The organism is Pseudobacillus badius (genome assembly GCF_002189605.1).
GTDB lineage: Bacteria > Bacillota > Bacilli > Bacillales > Domibacillaceae > Pseudobacillus > Pseudobacillus badius.
Window position 1 is genome coordinate 1 of sequence record NZ_MWMM01000010.1, and the last position, 21,036, is coordinate 21,036.

A 21,036-nucleotide genomic window follows, 5' to 3' on the forward strand; every position below is an offset into this window, starting at 1 on the left:
ATATCCCCCTAACTCTTACAAGCTAGGATTATTTTCATATAAGGTGGCTCACTTTTCAATTGCGATGGTGGTTCACTTTTAGGTTAACAAATACAGACGAAGCCGCTACATTAAATATTTAATCTTTATCTGCTTTGTCTCTTTTGTCAGAAATATATAAAACTAAAGCGATAACAGTATAGCGCAAATCAGTTTTCATACATCTAGCACATTCAGTAAGGTAATCATCAATAGCGAATAAAAGAAGAAATATGGATATTACAAAGAATCGTTTAGCAGCACTTTTATTTCTTGGCTTCATCAGAAATTTCCTAACTAGATCTACTTTATTAGGATCATTTACTTCATGCTGGGTGATTCCACAAGATTCCCTACCTAATTCAATTAATCGCCCTCATTAATTGAATTAGGTCGCAAAGAATCGAAGAAATACCTCATACACTTTTATTTCACATAACCCCACATTATAGATCTTTCATCGAAGATCTTTTTTTATTACTTCTTCAATTTTCGTGACCGACTCTAGAATAAAAAATATAGAAAGCCCAAAAAATATAGTTTCACAATCACCTATTAATTATAATTTATATAAAACTATCTGGTAAGTTTTAATCTATGTTAAGATGGTTCATATGTTTTGATGAAAGGATCGATTGAATGAAAATAACATTAGCACAAGCCATTAATCTTCTTTCTAGTCTTCATAAAAAAGTTGGAGAATTACAGGGTGAATTTTTTAATGTTCATGTGATTGAGGTTCCAAAAGGAGAAACTTATACACCATACGAAATCACAGTTGAGGCTGTGTTACAGCAGTTATCGGAAGTTCAGCGTGACATATTGGAATTAAAAGAGATCATCCAACAAGCTAATTTAAGCAATCTGGTTGAATGGGATGGTAGCTCAATCTCGATGATTCGCGCGATTGAAACAGCAAAGCAGCTGCGTGAACGACTTGATCTGCTCAAAACGCTTGCCAATACTAAGAAAAGAGAATACAATGTTCATCACCACTCAGGCGCAATAATGGAACAAATCGCTTTATTTGACCCTGCTGAATTCAAAAAAAAGGCCGACAAATTAACTCGTCAAGTTGAATTGCTGTCTAGCCGTATTGATAAAGTAAATTATACGGTTGAAATTGAAGTTCCACTTGCTAATAAGTATTTAGAGGCATAAGTAGCTTTGAGGGTATTGTCCAAATACCTTCATGGGTGCTTATGCACCAAATGAGTTGGGAAGTGTTAGCGACCCTTTGCTTTGTGGGTAACAAAGTATTTAAACTCTTTTCGATTAGTATAGCGAACGGATTCGCTTTACGCTTTACGATCTAACGCCTAACGTATAACGAACGGAATGTATAGTTAGTTCAAATAAATGCTACGTTCCCAAACTCATTTTCAGAGCATTCTAATACCATCCAATCAGCCTGGTTGCTGTATGAACAAGCAGAGCTTTATGTACCGTATTCCTTAGAGACCAAACTGTCTTTAAAATAATTGTTTAAGCTTCTAAGGCGAATAATGAGGAAGAGCAGAAGAAAATTCACCTAGTAAGCTTGCTAAAATAAAGGATGTATAATCGAAAGAGAATTCACATTATCATTGACTACCAAACACCTCCAGCCATTGAGGATCAAGTTAGAAGAATAGCTTAAGACCTAACTTTTTTGTGTCGAAATGATTGACTCACATTCACTTTTCGCTTACTTGCCTTTCTTTAGCAGCAAATGCGAACCGATGGCTAAGGGTATTATGATTAGGAAATATACAGGAACGATAAAACAGCAATCATGACGACTAAAGACGAACTCAGCAAAGTAAAGCTTATTAGGACAAGTCCGTTTATTTGATTCGATAATAAGAAAATTCACCTTCTTTTTAAGCCTGCTTATGAATAATTTAACTCGGTTTCGATCAAGCGCAATCAGAACTCGCCGCCATGTTCAAAGCCGCTAATGAATGGCTATCTGCAGGAAAAGGAATGAAGCATTTACACAAAATTATTGGGGGTTTCTCAAAAAACTACAAATTAGCTGAATATTTGAAACAGTGCAACCAGATAATACGCTACTGGAATTAATGTAATAATAAATCCAATTAATCGCAGAGATTTTTTAAACTGCATAGCAAACCCAATAGCCCACAGTAAAAACCAGAGCCAATAGCGAGAATCATTATTTCGAACAGCGCTTTCACTTATATCGCTCATGCTATAAGCGATGAATGACATAATTAAGACAAAGATCCCTGAAATGATAGTATATGAATAGCGCAAAATCTTATTTTCCATTCCCACCCCACCTTATTCCCTTTATTGGAAATTATATACTTAATTCTACACGATCATTCTTAAATAAAAAAGGTATTTGGGAGGGTCCACACTAACTCACACAACTTTTTAAGGGATGCTCATTTATATTCAAGCGAGATTACATAGCCTAATGTCTCATAAATTCGTAGTTTGATATCGTCACTGAATTCGAGTATCAGATGCTCTGAACTATCCAACCTGATTTGTCGGACAAATTCCGTGTTAATCCTTTTAAACGCGGCTTCTGCCGCGGCATTATCCAATGATTGAAGCAAGGTCCTTTTTCAGCAATACTTAATTTCCTTCCTTCTCACCCCATGCTGCATGACTAAGCTTAACCCTCCAAATCATGTGATCTAAACCTTCACCCCAATAATCCTTTCATAGACAATCAGGAGCTCCAAATTTCTTCTTCCAGATTTTCTGTGCATTGACATATCCGCTGTCTAAACAAAATTCCTTTATACCTTTACTCTGTAAAATAGAATACATTGCGTGTAATAGTAAATCTCCTACTCCCATTTTCTGATAGTCTGGATGAACAAATACAGTACCAACCTCATTTAGTTGTTTGAAAGTGTTGTTTGTGCCATGACATATGAGATCGCTTGCTGGGCCATATTCAATTGAACCAATAATTTTGTTGCTCTCCACGGCAATCAAAAAATATCGCTTCTCCCCATTGCTTTCCACATCGCTTTCTAAGTATTTTTCTTTAAGTGCCACTTCATCGTTCATATCATGTAACTATCCCTCGCCATTCAGAAGCAGAAATACAATCGCTCTATCTATTCATCGGAAAAACGTAAAGAATTGGAGAGCATTTTATGAATAGCGGATATAGTCTATGAATCAATTCAGCTTTATCAAATAGAGATAAATAGCGAGAAGATAGATAATAATGTGACCGACAGCCCAAGTTTTATAAAAGAATAGTAAGTATCCCTTTTTATGCCGTAAGAGAATCAGCACGCCGAGAGCGATGATTACAGTAAGGATGTATAAAGGACTGTATATTAGTTGAGTAAGCAAAGCAGTATATGCCAACGCTAAAAAGACCTGACCCGGTACGATACCGGATTCAGGTCTTTTTAGCTGCCTAGTGAAAGAATCGGTCACTTCAGTTATCAAGGGAGTTTCGTTCGCTATAAAGTGGTTTTCGACTATGGCATCCTATCCTTTATAGTTATGAGGGAAAAGCTTGTTTCGGCTTGCCTCCTTTTCCCTCATGAAAAAAGAATACATGCTGCTGCGTATCTTTATGAATAGAAGTGACATAGATCAATCACTTGAATTTATTCGGACAATTTGTCTAATAGATTGTTCAAACTAGAGTTTGTCGAATCCGTCATAGGGAGAAACTGCTTTTTCAACGCTTCCAGCGATTCAGCCTGGTCTTTTTTGAGACTTTCTTTCCATTTAGCATTGGTGCGTTTCTGCTGAAAGCTGCTTAATAGATTTTTCATTAGGCGCTCATTATGTTGACGCAAGCTCTCGACCATATCCCGACTTGTCTTATCCATCCTGCTCCCCTTCCTCGTTTTGTTCAAATATTATAGAATATCTAATTTGACTACAATAGCGACAAGGATTTGAAGCATAGCTTGAATGTTAACAGCCAAGTCTGTATCAGTCGTTGTCACTTTTACATTTTTTGATTTTTCGATAATTGTTTTTTGGACATTTCGTTGTTTAGTGCTGATAAACTGCTGGATGTCTTGAGCTACGGATTTACCTTGGTCTGTATCACCGATCGTAACGCTGATCACAGCTGCGATGGCTGCTTGGATGCCTAGCTGCAAAGATATGGCTGCTTGTGTATCTGTCGTTTGGACATCGACGCCTTCAGAATCTTTCACAATGATCCACTCAAAGGATTGTTGTTTATTAGACACCACTTGCTCGCCCTCTTGCACTACATCCTCGTTTTCCTGACCGCAGTGATTATCACAATGGTCCAATGCTCTCCACTCTTTTTCCTTCATTTTTTCACCCCTTTTCCTCTCTTTTCATTTTTTATTAAAGAACATCTAGCTTGGCGACTAGCGCAACCAACACTTCCAGCAACGCCTGAACATTGACTGTCAAGTCGGTATCAGTAGTGACAATATTGACGTCTTTTGAGTTTTCGATAAAAATTTTCTGCCTGTTAGTTTGTTCGTCATTGAATTGCTGTAAAATATCTTGTACTACGGCTCTGCCACGATCGCTATCCCCAATGGTAATACTAATCACTAACGCAATGGCCAGTTGAAGTCCTACTTGAAGAGAAACTGCTGCTTGAGTATCTGTCGTCTGAACCGTAATGTTGCAAGACTCTCTAATCCAGATTAATTCGTCAGATTCTTGATCTACGAATGAAAACTGATCGCCATTCTGTGTAACTGTTGCCTCTTCATGAGTGCCCATGTTGTGATTGCGTTCATGACGATTGTAATGCTTTTTACCCAAATTACCCGCCTCCTTCCTTAAAAGATAGATAAGTTGAAAAATACTTTACAACCTGTCTACTATAAGTTATGAATTTAGAAATTAATGGTATAGTTGATTTAACTATCTTTAAAAACTTTATTGTTTGAAAGAAAGATATCTTTTCTTTGCCACCTCGTATGCTGCTTTATCTAACACAAAATACCCGCGATCCCATTGCATCGCGGGCATTTTTACTAGAATAGATGTCAGGTTCCCTTCAAGCTTAGATAGAATCCTTTGCATCTTTCGAATTCCTTATCAATCAGATAGCTAGGAACGGCGAATATAAAGAATGCTATAGCCCCGTATAGGAGAACAGAACCTGTTTCACTGTCTAATGATTGGTGCTATACAATTCTTAAGGTTTGAGTACAAGCAAGGGACGCTTAACCAAAAGATAAGAATGACACCGTTCTATATAATATGAATCTTGCTACATCGTTTCCCTCTTTTTTACAATCCGAACTGATTATGGTATTATATGGAATGTAAATTGTAAATACACGCTTAAATATGGCTGTATAATGTGAAAGATTTTTGGAAAGCTCCGCTATGCTTTATTTGCCGCGAACTTGATGGAGACTTACATTCGACTCACCCTTTATATAGCGGTATTAAAGGAAAACTGCGATGAAAATAATGAAAACTGTGCTGTTTCTATGCTTTTTATTAGTTTTTATTTGGATAACTTCATTAGTCCAAACAGATCCATCGACAAAACGCAAAACCTATACGCCGCTACTGTTAGCCCTTTGTTCAGTGGCGGTTTCCTCGTTTTGCCGACAGGACCTTTTACAGATGTCTTCGCTAAAAATGATTTTTATTTGAGCGTCTGCTTGATAGTTGACACTTGGGAGGACGCGACTTACACAATCAGCTTACAGGCTTCTTTAACAGCAGTTGTTTCTCTAGAACACTTTATTTACGTTTTCTTCACAGCCACAATTCTTATTCGTTTATAGTCAGCTGTCCATATTCCATCCTTGTATAAATCTGATTGGATTTTGTCTTTTATTTTTTCGTAAATGACCGTTTTTTCCTCTGTGGAAAACTCAGGGAAAAAGTCATCTGCAAAACTGTCTAACCAGTGGGTTAATCCTCTTTCTCCGTCCGCTAACGGAGTAGGTCTGTCAAAATGATAAGCATGCGATACTTTAAATCCGTGCTCTTCAAGTAACGAGCTGTATTCCCCGATACTTGGGAAATACCAAGGATTTCTTTCCGCAGCATCCAGTCCGTATTCTTGAGAGAGAACTTCCGTTATTCCCTGAACAACGGTTTGAACATTTCCTTTGCCGCCAAATTCGGCAACGAAGCGGCCGTTTGGACGCAACGCCAATTGGACAGATTCCACTACTTTGTCAGCCTGCTTCATCCAATGAAGAGCGGCATTGGAGAAAACGGCATCATACTGTTCAGTCGTTCTAAATGTTTCCCCGTTTTCCACCTGAAAAGGAATGTGCGGATATTTACTCTGCGCTTTCTCAATCATTTCCTTAGAATAATCTTTTCCGGTTACACGAGCACCTGACTTGGAAATCTCATATGTCAAGTCACCCGTTCCGCATCCCAAATCAAGTATGCTTTCGCCTGCTTGAGGCTGAAGCCATTCAACTGCTCCTCTGCCAAAACCAGATACAAACCCCAACTTATTATCATACAACTCTGCATCCCAACTATTTATCGAGCTCATTCAGACCAATCCCCCTCAAATGTGAAATATGATTATTTTCATCTTAATCTATACACATCTATTCGACTAAGATATATAATCTATTGAATTAATAGCTACAGGCTATGGAGGGATAGCATGGACATAAGACTGTTTGAATATGCATTGGAAATCTATAAAACCAAAAGCTTTACAAAGGCGGCGTCACACCTTCATATTGCACAGCCATCCTTAAGCAAACAAATTTCAAAATTGGAACAGGAGCTTGGTGTACGTTTATTCGACCGAAAACCCGGTACAGTGGAAGCCACTTCTGATGGACTATGTTTTATTCAACAAGCGGAAAAGATTTTACAAATGAGGGAGGATTTAAGGAGGGAGCTGCTTGAAAGAAAAGAAGGAATAAGGGGCGAATTGAAGATTGGCTCCACCGCTATTACCGGCGGGCATCTGTTGCCTCCGCTTTTTAAAATTTACAAAGAACATTATCCGGAGGTTTCGATTCAGCTGATTGAAGAATCAACAGAGCAACTCATTGATTTGACAGCGAAAGGGTTAATAGATCTATCTATCCTGTCGCTTCCGATCGAAGATGCCCGTCTACATACAAAAGCAATGCTTACTGAGCCGCTTTATCTCGTCTTGCCAAAAGAGGAAAAACCATGGATGTCTGAAAAAGTAAAACAGGTCATCCACTCCCCCGAACAACTGGAACAGACTACCTTGTCGATTGAACATGTGGCGGATTGTCCATTTATCTTATTAAAAAAAGATATGGTTTTCGCCATACTGTATTAGAACTATGCGCAAGAGGGCGCTTTAAGCCGCTGGTCGCTTATGAAACCAGCAATATCGAAACCGCTCAATCCTTTGTGAAGCACGGTCTTGGTGTCACGATCGTTCCTGAAATGGTCATTCACCAGAGCCCTCAGCAGCAGGCGTTCTCTTATATTCAATTAACGTCTCATCCTACCCGCACCTTGGTATTTACATACAGTAAAGAGCGCTATCTTGGCATGAAAGCAAAAGCGCTGATGGACATATATGAAAAACATCATCAATCTTCTATATCATTCACTGAACACTGAAAGGAAGCTCCAATAACGAAGCGTTCACTTAGGGATTGAAGAAAAACTTAAATGAACAGCTTCAAGCGGGGCAAAAAAGACCACATAAGAGTGTAAAACTCCGATGTGGTCTTTTTAATACTCAGCTAATTTTGTCCCAACAGTTCAATTATCAAGAGTTTATCTGCAATATCCTTAATAAATTGGGGAATTTCCTCTATATGCTGTGCAATAGCTTTAGCCTTCCCTGGCTTTGATGAAATATGATATTTTTCAGAAACGGTTTGTTCCATAGAAGTATAATCAACTATTGACGTACGTAAATAGGATTCAAAATCTTTGCCAAAGTATGCATAATCGTTTCGAACAATGCAGTTCCCAGTTTCTGTGTCCCAAGCTTCTTCACTGAAGATGCCGTTAAACACACTTCTGGTCTTTGAATCATTTTTATCACAGTCAAATATTGCATAACAATTATAACCGTATGCTTTAAACAGCCTCCAGTACAAAGGGATTGCATCTTTACCACGACAATTAACAATCTCAGTTCCATGTTCAGCCAGAGAATATCCAATACGTTTTAAATAGATAGGCAGAGTAAAATATTCAGTTGCGCCCTCTACTAATATGATTGTTTCTGCAAACATTCCTTTTAACTGGTCAGAAAATAGTTTGGTTGAGTAAAAATCAACTATATTTCCTGGTGAAACACTATTCTCTGGAACGCCTGACCCTACACAAAAATCGCAAAGCTGTTGTGCAGATAATTGTATTGCTTTAGTAACTCCGCCTTCTTTATGTACTCGAACAAGTCCGTCCAAATATTCCGCATCAATAAATTCTGATGAATGTGTTGAAATGATTACTTGAATGCCACTGGAACACATATCCACAACATATTCTTTTAACCATCTTTGAGCTAAAGGATGAAGGTGGGCCTCTGGTTCTTCAATAATCAATACAAAATTCTCGCCTGTAAATACTTCCATATATGCTTTTACAAAAGCCATTAATAAAACTTGTTGTTCCCCTGTGCCGAATTCTTCAAATCCACGAATACTATCTTCCTCTTTTGCGTAGATTCGAAGTGACTTTGCGTAATTATTTGGATCATAAGCAGAAAAATCAACAGCTAATGAATGAACAAATCCTTTAACTGCGCCTTTTAATGCTTCTGAGAAGCGATTAAAAAAACCAGAAAACTCATCTGTTTGCTCAAAAGATGTAGTTATTTGATTAAAAGCTTGCGACAATTCCTCCTTGTGTTCAGAACTCAAGGCTTCATGTATTTTTTTTGAGAACTTGCTTAATAAAGAGTAGCTACTACCGTAATTAAAGGCACTCTGAATATTTCTTTCTGCATCAATTAAGTAGGATTGACAAGCGGAACGCTGCTCATTTGAGGGATATATTTTATTACCATACCCATCATGGAAGAGGTTGTTGTTAGCTTGCCCATTGTGTCCATAACTTACAGATATAACATCATATCCGTTTCCTCTGTAATCATAATAAAGAGGCTCTGTAAACTTAGCTGTAATCTGTGCAGTTGGATAATCTTTTTGATTTCTTCTAAAATAATCACTCTCTAGCATTTCAATATAAGTTGGATACCGTTCACCGAGTACTCTATTTATAGCTGATAATATATTAGACTTTCCTGCATTATTTGGCCCAAATAGAACAAGCGGCTTATTTTGTGGAAGAGAAAGAGTAACATTTTCAATAGAACGATAATGCTTAATGACGATTGCTTCCAAATTCAAAATTACATCCCCCTTTAAGAAAAAATTACTCTACCAATACATCTTTTATAATCTGAGCCATCTGCTTATTATTTAGCTGATCGCGGAAGTAGACGGTGTATCCATCTTTTGATAGCATATCGAAGAAAACTCGAGCGCATTCAATTTTGGCCTTTTCTGTACCACGTAAATCAGATTTGTTTTCTACATCCTTTGTTTCGACCACAATATTAAGTTCTTTCTCGCCAGAAGCCCGCCTTACAACATACATAAAGTCCGGACTATACATTCCACCAGTAACAGTTGGTATAGCAATACTGCTGCGTGGGATTTTTCCGTATACAATGACTTCTTCGATGTCTGACATAATATTCTTTTGTTCCAATGGCGAGTCGTAAGCGAAGGCGTCGTATAAATACTTACCACTTGGTGTTCCCGGAGCCATCTTTGTGCCAATACGTCCCTGTGCGATATCTTCACGTGGAGAACCGTCTGAATAGGTGAGTGCTGTTGCACCAACAGGGGTATTACTTTTTGCATAATGGAATCGGCCTTGCAAATTATTGCCTCTCCAGTCATGAAACTGCTGGATAAACATACTGACAGAATTTTCATTAATGTGTTCAGGATTGATAGTTCCATTCCTTTTTACATACTCACACAGTGCTTCATGCAATACTTTGATTGGAATATTTGTAGAACGCATTATTCTCTTAAGGAATTCATTGTAGGGAATAGGTTTCGATACAATGTATTGGGTACCTGTATCAGAAACAATCGTCATCTGCGAACCATCGCTCTTTACAACATCCCTTGAGCTAGTCATAACAACATCTGTAAATACCCCGGGTTTTTCCAACAATGAAACCACCACATCAATCATATCGGAATCCAAATCCGCATCGTAAAATAGCAAGTACCGCTGATTGATTGTCTCCCATAATTCTCGTATCTCGCTGTACACAGCCTTACGGATTTTTACAGGCTTTGGCTTGTTAACATTTCGGTCTTTAACCTTTCCAGAGGACAGTCCTGTCGCAAAGTCTGGGTATTCTGCAAAGAAAGCCTCTCTCGTATCCGGTTTTATATTCATTCGTCTGTCGATATAATGCTTATCATATAAAGCATCAAAAAGTTCATCAGAGCTTAAGCCGAGTTTCTTAGCCACTGCCTCCAGTCGTACTTCGCTAATCGAAGCAGCTTGAGGTATTTCACCATTTATTTGATCAATTAAACGTTTGGCAAAGTCGGCTTCTGTAAAGTCAACAATATAGTTAAGTTGAAATTCTTCATTGGAGATTCTGTTCCCGTTCTCATCTACTGGCAAACGCAGGCCACGACCAACTTCCTGCAATTTACTATTTTCACTTCCACTGGAGCGTAGTTTGGCTATGGTAAATACATTAGGGTTATCCCAACCTTCTTTAAGTGTCCATTTAGAAAACAGAAAACGTAAAGTGTTATAGCCACCATCTGGATTCTTAAATGAGAGCAGCTGTTTTTTACCATGAAGAATAACTTCTACTTCTTTTGCTATATCTTCATCTGAATCACTATTGTCTTGTGAAAAATAACCTGCATGACAATCAGAAATATTTGCAAGACTTGCCTCAAGGTAGGCTCGATATTCTGCATCATGCTCACCAAGAGTGGATAGTACAGTTTCTATCCTCTCTTTAAGCAATCTCTCGAAAGCTTGAAGAAGATAAGGCTCTTTACCTTCCACATTTGGACGGTAAGATGATATATCGTCAATAAAAAATAATGCCAATGTTTTGATTTTGAAATTGCGACCGCAGAAGTTTGCTTTCTCAGTTTCAAAATGACGTTCAAGTGCAAGACGCATCATTTGCTCTTGATAAGAGGTCATATAAATGTCTACATCCAATTCCTCACCAGTTGACTTCTGAATACCGTTAGAAAACTCCACTGTTGATGCGGTGATAGCATGAACAGTAATTCCCTCAAAAGCTTCATTAATGATAGATAGTGAATCACCCGTTTTAAGGGTAAAGGTTTTAGTTGCTTCATCACGCTTTTTATAATGAAAGGTAACAGAATCCTTGCTTGTAATGGAAGTAATTTTCACTTTTTCTTCACGCTTAGATACTGGCTCAAAATGTTCCTTGGTTACTCCCTTTATCAAGTTTTGATTAAAAGATTCACATGCATTCAAATCGTAAAGTAGATTTTGGTAATCTTTTACAGTTATTTTGTTCTTTCCACGTCCGCTTGTGGTTTCAGGAAAGGTAGCACCAAAACGTATGATACATTGTGGTTTTATTTCATCAGCGATAACCTTGAATGCCTTTTGGCCACGAGAAAATCTGTGCGGCTCATCAATAATAACAATTGGGCGAGTGGCCTGAATAGCGTCAAGCGGTCTATAAAAACCTTCTACTCCATAATCATAATCATCACGCGTTAGCAATTTTGCACCTGTGAGTAGTTGCATATTAACTAGCAAGATATAAATCTTCTTAGTGTTCTGGCAGGAACCTTTTACAAAATCACTTACAACACTTGGAAAATATGAACGTCCTTTTTTCTTCTTTTTCGGTGCTTCCAGTACTCCAATCTCAATCTCTGTCCCATAACCACAAACATCTGAAAAATGCCGTTTTATATATTCATCACGCAAAAATTGTGCTGTTCCCGCTTTAATCGCAAGAGAAGGCACAGCGATAATAAACTTATTAAATCCATATCGTTTATGCAGCTCGTATATGGTATGTGTATAAACATAAGTCTTTCCTGTTCCTGTCTCCATTTTTATATCGATATTTAGGCAATCCCCAATTGGCATACTGCTTCGATATTCTGCAGGTATGCTTTTTTGAATTTCTCTAATATTTGCAGAAAGCCGAGAGTCAGAAAGAGAAATATGTGGGTTTTCATAAAATTGTACTGGTGAGGTAATTTGTACACCATCTAAGGCAGTGCTTATTGCATCTACAGCTTTTTGTTGGTGTGGTAATCCTCGTTGTAGGATAAGTTCCATGACATACCCTCCAATCAATAACGGATATCGAAGTTGATACGCAAGTTTTTCTCTGTATCCTTCAACCGTTTCAAATTAATTTTCAAAGCTTCCATTTCCGTCCAAGTGAAACTATAACCGAATAACACCACATTTTCGGGATTAAAGCTACCGTCAGTTTCATATTTTACAACAATGGCTTCAATCGCCTTATCTGACAGTTCAGGGTCAACAAGATAAAGATGTTTTCCTATATAATAGCCTTTGTATCCCGCAAAGTTTAACTCCTCGGCATTTGTAGTGAGTCCATATCCATCTCTAACGAGCCATGTAGCAAGGACTGTAGGTTTTCCAAATTCACCAAGAAGGTCTTTATCTGCAAATAATTTATTCTCGTTAGGATCAAACTTTTCAAGCTTGTCTAGAGTATTTTGCTCAGGCTCGGCAAGAGTAAAGTGCTTAAAACCAAGGTCAGACGTTGTGTCCGGAAATTCTTCCTTTATAGCTTTTGCCGCTCTTAAAATGCGTTCCATACCAATCTGGTCGAGTGTATGAGGTCGGTTTACACTATCAAGAAAATCAATAACTCTTTGAATTTTAGGTTTCTCCGATGCGGAGGCATTTTCATATTTTATGTCTAAATCCTCTGGCAATTGTACAGCTATATAACGTCTTTGTCCTTTCGACATTAGTTCAGCATTAAGACGCATAACTGCTTCTGCTGTTGTTGCAGAACCAGAAAAGAAATCGACGCATAAGCTATCATGATCTGAACCAAGTGTAAGAACCTTTTTAATCAAATAACTAGGTTTCGGAAAATCAAAAACATCGCCCATTTCATAATTTCCTAGCTCGACAGAACCTTGTTCTGTAATTACGCCTGTTTCATCCCAAATGTCATCATCTTCATCGATTAAATCATCAATGATTGCATCGCTAAACCATATAGTCTTTGCTTTATATGTTGTTTTACGATACTTCTCATAAATGCCGTATTCTCCAGTGTTTTTTTGCCTAGCGACAACATTACTAAGCATAGTGTCCTCATTATTATTGGCTTCCAATTTTTTAGTACCCCATCGCCAACAACTTTCTTGTCCTTCGCTGTTTAGTGGGTACACTTCTTCAATAAAGTTACCATGTTTAGACAAGGATATAGGCGAATATCCATTTTTATCTACCTGAGTGGTATCTACATAAATTGGATAATATAAATTAGGTCTGTTAAATCTTCCAAATTTCGGATTCCTGTTTCGAAGTTCCCGTTCTGAAAATTCACTTATATTATCCTCCATCTTGAATGAACCTATCTCTTTCATAAGTTCATTTATCTTACCATCAATATTTCGCGTATAAACTAGAATATATTCATGTGTCTTAGCTAGTTGCTTGTATGTCTGCCCTCTTTTATTTGACTGAACAATGATTTGGGCAACGAAGTTATCAATTCCAAATACATCATCACATATTAATTTAAGATTTGCTTGTTCATTATCATCTATTGATATAAATACTGTCCCTTCATTACTCAGTAAATCCCTTGCGAGTAGAAGTCTTGGATACATAAACATCAACCATGCTGAGTCTGATGCCGAACCACGCTTTGTTAAGTCTAAAATACGCTGTGCCTGTTCTTCACTAATACTTAGTTTTTCTGAAAGTTCTTCCACAGTAAAATTGAACTGGTCATTATACACAAATCCGTCTGTTCCCGTATTATAAGGCGGGTCAATATATATCATTTTCACCTTGCGAGAATAGGACTTCAAAAGATGCTTTAATCCATGAAGGTTATCTCCGCTTATGTAAATGTTCTCACTGTTCACATTTTCTGGTTTTGAGTTATGTTCCTCGTCTGGCACTACAACTGTTGTGGTATCAATTGAAGCCAGCAATCGAGCATAGTTTTTACCCAGAAACTTAAGTTCATAACCTTCTCCAGTTACAGCAATCTTATCACTTAAAAATTCCTTAAACCGTTCAATATCAAAGGAACCGTCTTCCTTGAAGCATGACGGAAAGTTCTCTTTTAATACAGCCATTTCTCGGCTGTTCGGTGTTACACCTTCATTGGCATTCATAATATCTTTAATCATTGTTTCAATCTACCTCACCTTTCTCAATTTTATCAGGTACAAACTCTAAAATATCACAAATGTCACATTCTAAAGCTGTGCATATTTTTTGAAGTATTTCTGTATTTACATTTTCGTTTCTGCCAAGCTTTGTGATAGTTGCAGAGCTAACACCGGATAAGCGTTGCAAATCTTTCTTTTTCATATTCTTATCAATTAACAGCTTCCATAGCTTGTTATAATGTATTGCCATTTTTTTGCACCTCCCGCAAATATTAATAATTATATCACAAAAATACGCTATAAACAGTATAAATTTTTAATTACACATCAATTTTCATTTGTTCTAATTGCATATTCATATTTACGAATTTATTTAAATGTGTTCAAGTTAAGGCATTTAGACAAAAAAGTCGGAAAGTCTATTATAAAGTCAAAGCTATAGCATTAAGCCTTTTTAAACTAAATATTACTTTTGCTCTTATTTGAGCAAAAGCATAACCATTACAACCAACTCCGCCACAAGGAGGACAGGTTGTTTTTTATTTTATGGATTTGAATCAACCAAATCCTTCGCTTATTAATTAGGAACAAAAAATATTTTTTGAAAATCCTCAACTAATTTGCTCTACCAAGGCTATAAGGTGAGAGGAAAAATACTATGCACGACCGTCCGAGTAACTATTTGCTGTGGCATTTAGCTAGGGAGTTAATTATTTCGGCTATTAGTAGAGGAAATCAAAATTACAGAAATATTTGTTCCAGTACTCAAACTGCAGACTTGTCCAGTGGTTGGTGGGAGGAAATAACCTTCAAAACATATTCTGCGGATTTGCTTTTCTCGTGGACTACTAATTAAAGCAACGTTTTTGCTCTCACTGCTCCTTGACAACTGAATACCCCGAAATGCAAGAGATACATCATGCAGAATATGCCATGACGAAGATTCCGAGCGTATTCCTTGAAAGATAACGAGGCTATGCCAAACAAGGCAAGCCCTCTGGAACGGTAGTATTTCGGGCGATTTATGAAAGGCAAGGAGGTGAAATAACTGAATACACAATACGATAACTTGCCGCAGAAACTTAAAGATAAGCCACAGTTCTGCTGTTGGAAATATGAAGAGCGAAGTGGTAGGAAAACCAAAGTTCCTTATAACCCTGTAACAGGAAAAAGGGCAAAAGCGGATCAGCGGAGTACATTTAAAGATTTTAGTTCGGCGGTAGCTACTGTAAGTGATTATGATGGTATGGGATTTTTGGTAGGTAATGATATTTGTGCTATCGACTTAGATGATTGCTTCGATAGCAGCGGTAAGCTTAAGCCTGTTGCCCAAAGTATTGTAGAGGCTTTTAGTGGTTGTTATATGGAACACAGTCCATCTGAAAAAGGGCTTCATATTTTCTTTAAGGCCACAGGCTTTAACTTTGACAAAACAAAATACTATATCAACAACAGAAAGCTGGGAGTTGAGGTCTATGTGGCTGGAGCAACAAATCGTTTTGTTACCGTAACAGGCAATGTATATGCAGATGGTGATATAGCGGAGAAATCGAATGAACTACAGATGATACTAGACAAGTATATGCTACGTCCTACCACTGTGAAGCAACTTCTGGATACAGAAAGTCAATCATATCTGTCTGACAAGTCTGTTATTGAGAAGGCTTTAAAATCGGCAAATGGAGAAAGGTTCAAAGCATTATGGCAAGGGGATACATCAGGCTATGCTTCTGCCAGTGAAGCTGATTTGGCACTTTGCGGTATGCTGGCTTTTTGGTGTGGCAGGGATATTGGACAGATAGACAGACTTTTCCGGCAGAGCGGCCTAATGCGAGATAAATGGAATAGACCACAGTCCGGCAGTACTTATGGAATGATAACCATAGAAAAAGCAATCGCAAATGCTACTGAAATATATAAACCAGGTGGCAAGCGTTCATCAGCTACAGAAGATTTTGGTGAATGTTCCCTTGCTGGCTTTAAGCCTGAGAGTAACGATCGCTACCCTTGGACGGATATTGGGGCAAGCAGGTTGTTTGCTGATTATTATAAGTCTTTTGCCCGCTTTGTTCCCGAAAGGAAGATGTGGTTTTGCTATGCGAATGGCATTTGGATTCCTGATGTCGGCAATCTCAAAGTGATGGAAATGTGTAAATCATTGGCTAATCAACTGCTAACCTATGCTTTGACTATTCAGGATGAACATCAAAGAAAAGCATACATTGACTATTGCCGAAAGTGGCAGTCAAGAAGATACCGAGAAACGGTACTTAAAGATGCACAGAGTGTATATCCCATATCAATGGCTGAATTCGACCAAGACCCGCAGGTACTCAACTGTGCCAATGGAACATTGTTTTTAACATCCATGGATTTTCATCCCCACAACAGCGAGGACAGACTTACAAAGATATCTGGCGTTAAATATGATCCAGAAGCAAAAAGTGAGCGATGGGATAGATTTATTTATGAGATTATGAGCGGAGATGAGGAAAAGGCAAAATTCCTCCAAAAAGCCTTTGGCTACAGTATCAGCGGAGACACTCGGTATGAATGCCTGTTTGTTCTCTATGGTGCTACAACTCGAAACGGTAAAGGTACGCTATGTGAGAGCGTTCTTAAGGTGTTAGGCAGTTATGGCTGTACCGCAAGGCCGGAGACTATCAGTCTGAAAAAGAACAATAACAGTTCAAGTCCAAGTGAAGATATTGCCCGGCTTGCAGGAGTACGCTTTGTGAATATCTCCGAACCTAGCAGAGGACTTGTCCTAAATGCTGCACAGGTAAAAAGCATGACGGGTGGTGACACCATCAACGCAAGGTTTCTACATGAGAATTCTTTTGACTTTTCGCCAAAGTTTAAGCTGTATATCAACACCAATTATCTGCCCGTTATTACGGATATGACGCTGTTTTCCAGTGGCAGAGTGGTGATTATCCCTTTTGAACGACACTTTGATGAAAGCGAGCAGGATAAAAACCTAAAACGTGAATTCGCTAAACCGAAGAATCAGAGTGCTATCCTTAACTGGCTAATTGAAGGCTATCAGCTGTTAAAGAAGGAAGGCTTGACTTTACCTGATTCTGTTAAGACAGCAACGGAGGCTTATAAACGTGATAGCGACAAAATAGCATTATTTTTCGAGGATGCCTTGGAGGAAAGTCCTAATAGTGAGGTGCGGACATCCGAAGTGTATGCCCGGTATCAGCGTTGGTGCAGTGCCAATGGATGTTATTCGGAGAATGCAAGAAACTTCAAACAAGCATTAACAGCTATCGCCCGTGTAGAACGGAAACGACCACGTTCTGGTGGTGGGATGACCACAATGCTTATCGGATATAAGCTGACAGAAGAAGAATTTTTTCTTATTTAAACACAGTGTAGCAGCTTGTAGCAAGAAAAACAGGTTATATTAAAAATCACTCTCGTATAGAGAGTTTAGTTTTTACCTGCTACATCTTGCTACAAAGCTTAAAACCACAAAAAACACTGAAACAACCCTATGTGTTAATACCTACCCCCTAGGGGAGGTCAAATCTCCACAGCTTTTCATTTGTGTAACGGGCGTGGGGCAATGCGTAAAAAAACGCGGTTTCAAACAGGGTATATACCCCACAATCGAATTAAATTTAGGAGGTAAACGATTATGGCAACATCAACAACTTATAATAGAGCGTTTTGGAACGTTATGAAAGGAAAAGACGAAAATTATCAGAATCTGAACGAGGGGTACGATAATGTCGGAGCATATGTCGCACCAGATGAATTCAGGGAAGGTTTTAACACTGCTTTGGCAAAGGAGAATATATTCCGCAGATTTGCCACTGTTATCAATCTATCTTCTGCAGAAGGTAAAATTCAAGCGGTATCCTCAACGGGTACAGCAGATTGGGTTGAAGACGGGGATCCAATCCCTGAAAGTGCCGATACATTTACACAGTTTCTGGTGAAATCATACAAGCTGGCATCTCTTGTCAAGCTAAACCGCTCATTTGTCACCGATATGAACTTTAATCTTGAAAAATATTTGATGGGTGATTTTGCGAAGCGTTTTGGCAAGGCTGAGGAAAATGCATTGCTTAATGGAAATGGCACAACACAGCCAACAGGTATACTTACGGCAGACGCAGATGTAACTACAGCAGACAATAGTACCATCTCTTTTGACGAGATTATTTCACTGTATTTTTCATTAAAAGATGAATATCGCAACAACGCTGTGTTTATCATGCACGATAATACAGCTATGCTTCTTAGAACCCTTAAGGATACAAGCGGCAGTTATCTGTGGAATCCTTCAGATAACACCATCTTCGGAAAGCCTGTAGTTACCTCTCCATATATGCCTACAGTATTAGCAGGAGCAAAAAGCCTTGTATTTGGAGATTTATCATACTACTGGCTGATTGAGCGTCAACCAATAACAATAAAAAAATTAAGTGAGTTATATGCATTGCAGGGGCAAATTGGATTTTCTGCTTACGAGAGATTGGATGGAAAGCTAATTCAACCGGATGCTCTGAAAATATTACAAATAAAGGCTTAAATAATGGATTAGGCACTGAGTCATCAATTCAGCTCAGTGCCAGTCCTTCAAAACATCGGACAGGAGGTCACGATATGGAAAACCAAATTAACAGCCGAACAACCAAATCCGATATCGGAGGTACGGTCTATGTGGTGGAATCACGAATAAGTGATTCAGCAAAGGAAAGTGCATATTCCAAGCTGAAACGACTGATTACAGTCAACGCAAAAAGCCTTTCAAAGTTATCAGATAGTTCAAATAAATCCACGGAAATCAACTCGACTTCTTCAAGGTAGTACGGTAATATACATAGTGCTAAACCGCTTGAAGACTGTCGGAAATGGAGGAGAAAAATGAATAGACAGTCAACATTTAGCACTATACGTAAATCAACATTAGCATTTGAAGAAGCAAAACTTACTGCTCTTTACTGCAGGCTTTCACGTGATGATGAGCTTGCAGGAGACAGTAATAGTATAGTAAACCAGAAGGCAATTCTAAAAAAGTATGCTGAGGACAACGGTTTTCGCAACATCGAATTTTATGTGGATGATGGGGTCAGCGGTACAACTTTTGATAGACCAGACTTTAACCGCATGATTGCAGATGTGGAGACCGGTAGAATCGGAACGATTATCATCAAGGATATGTCCCGATTCGGCAGGGATTACCTTAAAGTAGGTTATTATACCGAGATTATGTTTCCTGAAGCAGATGTACGATTCATTGCTATTAACAACGGTATTGATAGTGCAAACCAAGCAGACAGTGACTTTACACCGTTTCTTAATATTATTAATGAATGGTACGCTAAGGATACTAGCAAGAAAATCCGTGCTGTGTTCAAATCCAAGGGACAATCTGGCAAGCCGCTCTGCACCAATCCGCCTTACGGTTATATTAAAGACCCTAAAGACAAGTTGCACTGGATAATAGATGAGAAAGCCGCCGAAGTGGTCAGAGATATTTTCCGACTGTGCATGGCTGGTTTTGGACCCACGCAGATAGCAAAGCAACTTGAAAAACGATGCATTGATACACCTACGGTTCATCTTCGTAAAATGGGTATTAACACTCCAGCAAGACCACCAGAAAACCCATATGCTTGGTCGGCTCGTACCGTAGCAGATATTCTGGCTAAAATGGAATATCTAGGTCACACGGTGAATTTCAAGACTTCTAAAAAGTCATATAAGAGCAAAGTCAAGATATTGAACAATCCAGAAGATTGGCTGGTTTTCAAAAATACCCATGAAGCAATTATTGATGAAGGCACTTGGGAAACAGTGCAGAAAATTAGAGATGGCAAGCGAAGACCATCACGATTAGGTGAAATGGGAATGCTTTCTGGCATGATGTTTTGTGCCGACTGTGGAGCAAAGCTGTATCAGGTTAGAGGCAAGGGATGGACACACGATAAGGAATACTTCGTTTGTGCGACTTACCGCAAGAAAAAGGGTATGTGCAGTTCACATCAGATACGCAATGTAGTAGTGGAACAGCTTTTGCTAGAGGACTTAAGGCGTGTAACCTCCTTTGCAAAAGACCATGAACAGGAATTCATCCGTATAGTTATGAATAATTCAGAAAAGGAACTTGCCAAGGAACTCCGCCAAAGTCAAAAGGAATACGAACAAGCACAGGCTCGTATTGCTGACATAGACAAAATCATTCGAAAGCTATATGAAGACAATGTGATGGGCAAAATTCCCGAAGAGCGTTTTTACAAGATGTCGGCTGAATATGAAACCGAGCAGAAGGCACTGGAAGAAAGGATAACTGAATTAAAGCATACCATTGATACAGTAAATGAACAGTCCCTCAATACCGACCGCTTTTTGGCACTGGTTAAAAAGTACACAGAAATTACAGAATTGGATGCAGAGATTATTCGAGAGTTCATTGACAAAATTATAGTATTCAAGGCTGAAAAGGTAGATGGCCGCAGAACCCAGCGGATTCAAATTTTCTATAACTGCATTGGCGCTATTGATTTGCCAAACTAAACGAAAAACGACATAGCCGAATATCAACGACTATGCCGAATTTTTCAGGAATTATAAATCCCTATCTGACCGCTCCAAAAGAGCTCCTTCTTTTTTATATGATCCCTCAAAGAAATCGGTCTTTTGCTGAAATTTTTCGTCTAAACGGGACGGCTCCAGTTTGTATGCAATGCTT

Annotated in this window: 15 protein-coding genes and 2 pseudogenes; 6 read left to right on the top strand and 11 right to left on the bottom strand. The window is 38.5% G+C overall.

The genetic code is table 11. The features are described 5' to 3' along the window. Positions 1–118: 118 nt before the first annotated feature. Entirely contained in the window at positions 119–301 is a 183-nt protein-coding gene (locus B1A98_RS14580; RefSeq protein WP_041098495.1) for a hypothetical protein, read from the bottom strand. Positions 302–657: 356 nt separating this feature from the next. Between B1A98_RS14580 and B1A98_RS14585 the strand changes: the two genes are divergently transcribed. Further along, positions 658–1,179, top strand: coding sequence for a DIP1984 family protein (locus tag B1A98_RS14585; protein WP_041114225.1), 522 nt, complete (start codon positions 658–660; stop codon positions 1,177–1,179). Positions 1,180–2,031: 852 nt separating this feature from the next. Here B1A98_RS14585 and B1A98_RS14590 read toward each other — a convergent pair. The 6 genes and pseudogenes from B1A98_RS14590 to B1A98_RS14615 form a co-directional block, all read right to left on the bottom strand. After that, positions 2,032–2,292, bottom strand: coding sequence for a hypothetical protein (locus B1A98_RS14590; RefSeq protein WP_041098493.1), 261 nt, complete (start codon positions 2,290–2,292; stop codon positions 2,032–2,034). 315 nt (positions 2,293–2,607) lie between these two features. After that, a pseudogene (locus B1A98_RS14595) lies at positions 2,608–3,060 on the bottom strand (GNAT family N-acetyltransferase); the annotation flags it as partial. Positions 3,061–3,608: 548 nt separating this feature from the next. After that, positions 3,609–3,836 (bottom strand): hypothetical protein, encoded by a 228-nt coding sequence (locus B1A98_RS14600; protein ID WP_041098491.1) that lies wholly within the window; start codon positions 3,834–3,836, stop codon positions 3,609–3,611. Positions 3,837–3,866: 30 nt separating this feature from the next. Beyond that, complete coding sequence (locus B1A98_RS14605) at positions 3,867–4,298, bottom strand: spore coat protein (RefSeq protein ID WP_041098489.1); 432 nt, start codon at positions 4,296–4,298, stop codon at positions 3,867–3,869. A gap of 34 nt (positions 4,299–4,332) precedes the next feature. Next, complete coding sequence (locus tag B1A98_RS14610) at positions 4,333–4,764, bottom strand: spore coat protein (protein WP_041098488.1); 432 nt, start codon at positions 4,762–4,764, stop codon at positions 4,333–4,335. Between the two features lie 943 nt (positions 4,765–5,707). Beyond that, positions 5,708–6,478, bottom strand: a complete 771-nt coding sequence (locus B1A98_RS14615) for a class I SAM-dependent methyltransferase (RefSeq protein ID WP_170808518.1) — start codon at positions 6,476–6,478, stop codon at positions 5,708–5,710. 117 nt (positions 6,479–6,595) lie between these two features. Between B1A98_RS14615 and B1A98_RS14620 the strand changes: the two are divergent. After that, a pseudogene (locus B1A98_RS14620) lies at positions 6,596–7,545 on the top strand (LysR family transcriptional regulator). A 125-nt stretch (positions 7,546–7,670) separates the two neighbouring features. On the opposite strand, the gene B1A98_RS14625 reads toward B1A98_RS14620, so the two are convergent. From B1A98_RS14625 to B1A98_RS14640, 4 genes are read right to left on the bottom strand one after another with little or no spacing between them, the layout of a single operon-like run. Next, entirely contained in the window at positions 7,671–9,290 is a 1,620-nt protein-coding gene (locus tag B1A98_RS14625; RefSeq protein ID WP_063383964.1) for an ATP-dependent nuclease, read from the bottom strand. A gap of 25 nt (positions 9,291–9,315) precedes the next feature. Continuing rightward, entirely contained in the window at positions 9,316–12,270 is a 2,955-nt protein-coding gene (locus B1A98_RS14630) for a type III restriction-modification system endonuclease (protein ID WP_063383965.1), read from the bottom strand. A gap of 14 nt (positions 12,271–12,284) precedes the next feature. Next, positions 12,285–14,345 (bottom strand): site-specific DNA-methyltransferase, encoded by a 2,061-nt coding sequence (locus B1A98_RS14635; RefSeq protein ID WP_063383966.1) that lies wholly within the window; start codon positions 14,343–14,345, stop codon positions 12,285–12,287. Between the two features lie 4 nt (positions 14,346–14,349). Then, the gene (locus B1A98_RS14640; RefSeq protein ID WP_063383967.1) at positions 14,350–14,577 is read right to left on the bottom strand and encodes a helix-turn-helix domain-containing protein; all 228 of its coding nucleotides are present in this window, start codon (positions 14,575–14,577) and stop codon (positions 14,350–14,352) included. 819 nt (positions 14,578–15,396) lie between these two features. Between B1A98_RS14640 and B1A98_RS14645 the strand changes: the two genes are divergently transcribed. From B1A98_RS14645 to B1A98_RS14660, 4 genes are all read left to right on the top strand, one after another. After that, complete coding sequence (locus B1A98_RS14645) at positions 15,397–17,700, top strand: phage/plasmid primase, P4 family (RefSeq protein WP_063383968.1); 2,304 nt, start codon at positions 15,397–15,399, stop codon at positions 17,698–17,700. Positions 17,701–17,973: 273 nt separating this feature from the next. Beyond that, positions 17,974–18,873, top strand: coding sequence for a phage major capsid protein (locus tag B1A98_RS14650; RefSeq protein ID WP_063383969.1), 900 nt, complete (start codon positions 17,974–17,976; stop codon positions 18,871–18,873). A gap of 74 nt (positions 18,874–18,947) precedes the next feature. Further along, entirely contained in the window at positions 18,948–19,151 is a 204-nt protein-coding gene (locus B1A98_RS14655; protein WP_063383970.1) for a transposon-encoded TnpW family protein, read from the top strand. Positions 19,152–19,208: 57 nt separating this feature from the next. After that, the gene (locus B1A98_RS14660; RefSeq protein WP_063383971.1) at positions 19,209–20,861 is read left to right on the top strand and encodes a recombinase family protein; all 1,653 of its coding nucleotides are present in this window, start codon (positions 19,209–19,211) and stop codon (positions 20,859–20,861) included. Positions 20,862–21,036: the final 175 nt, after the last annotated feature.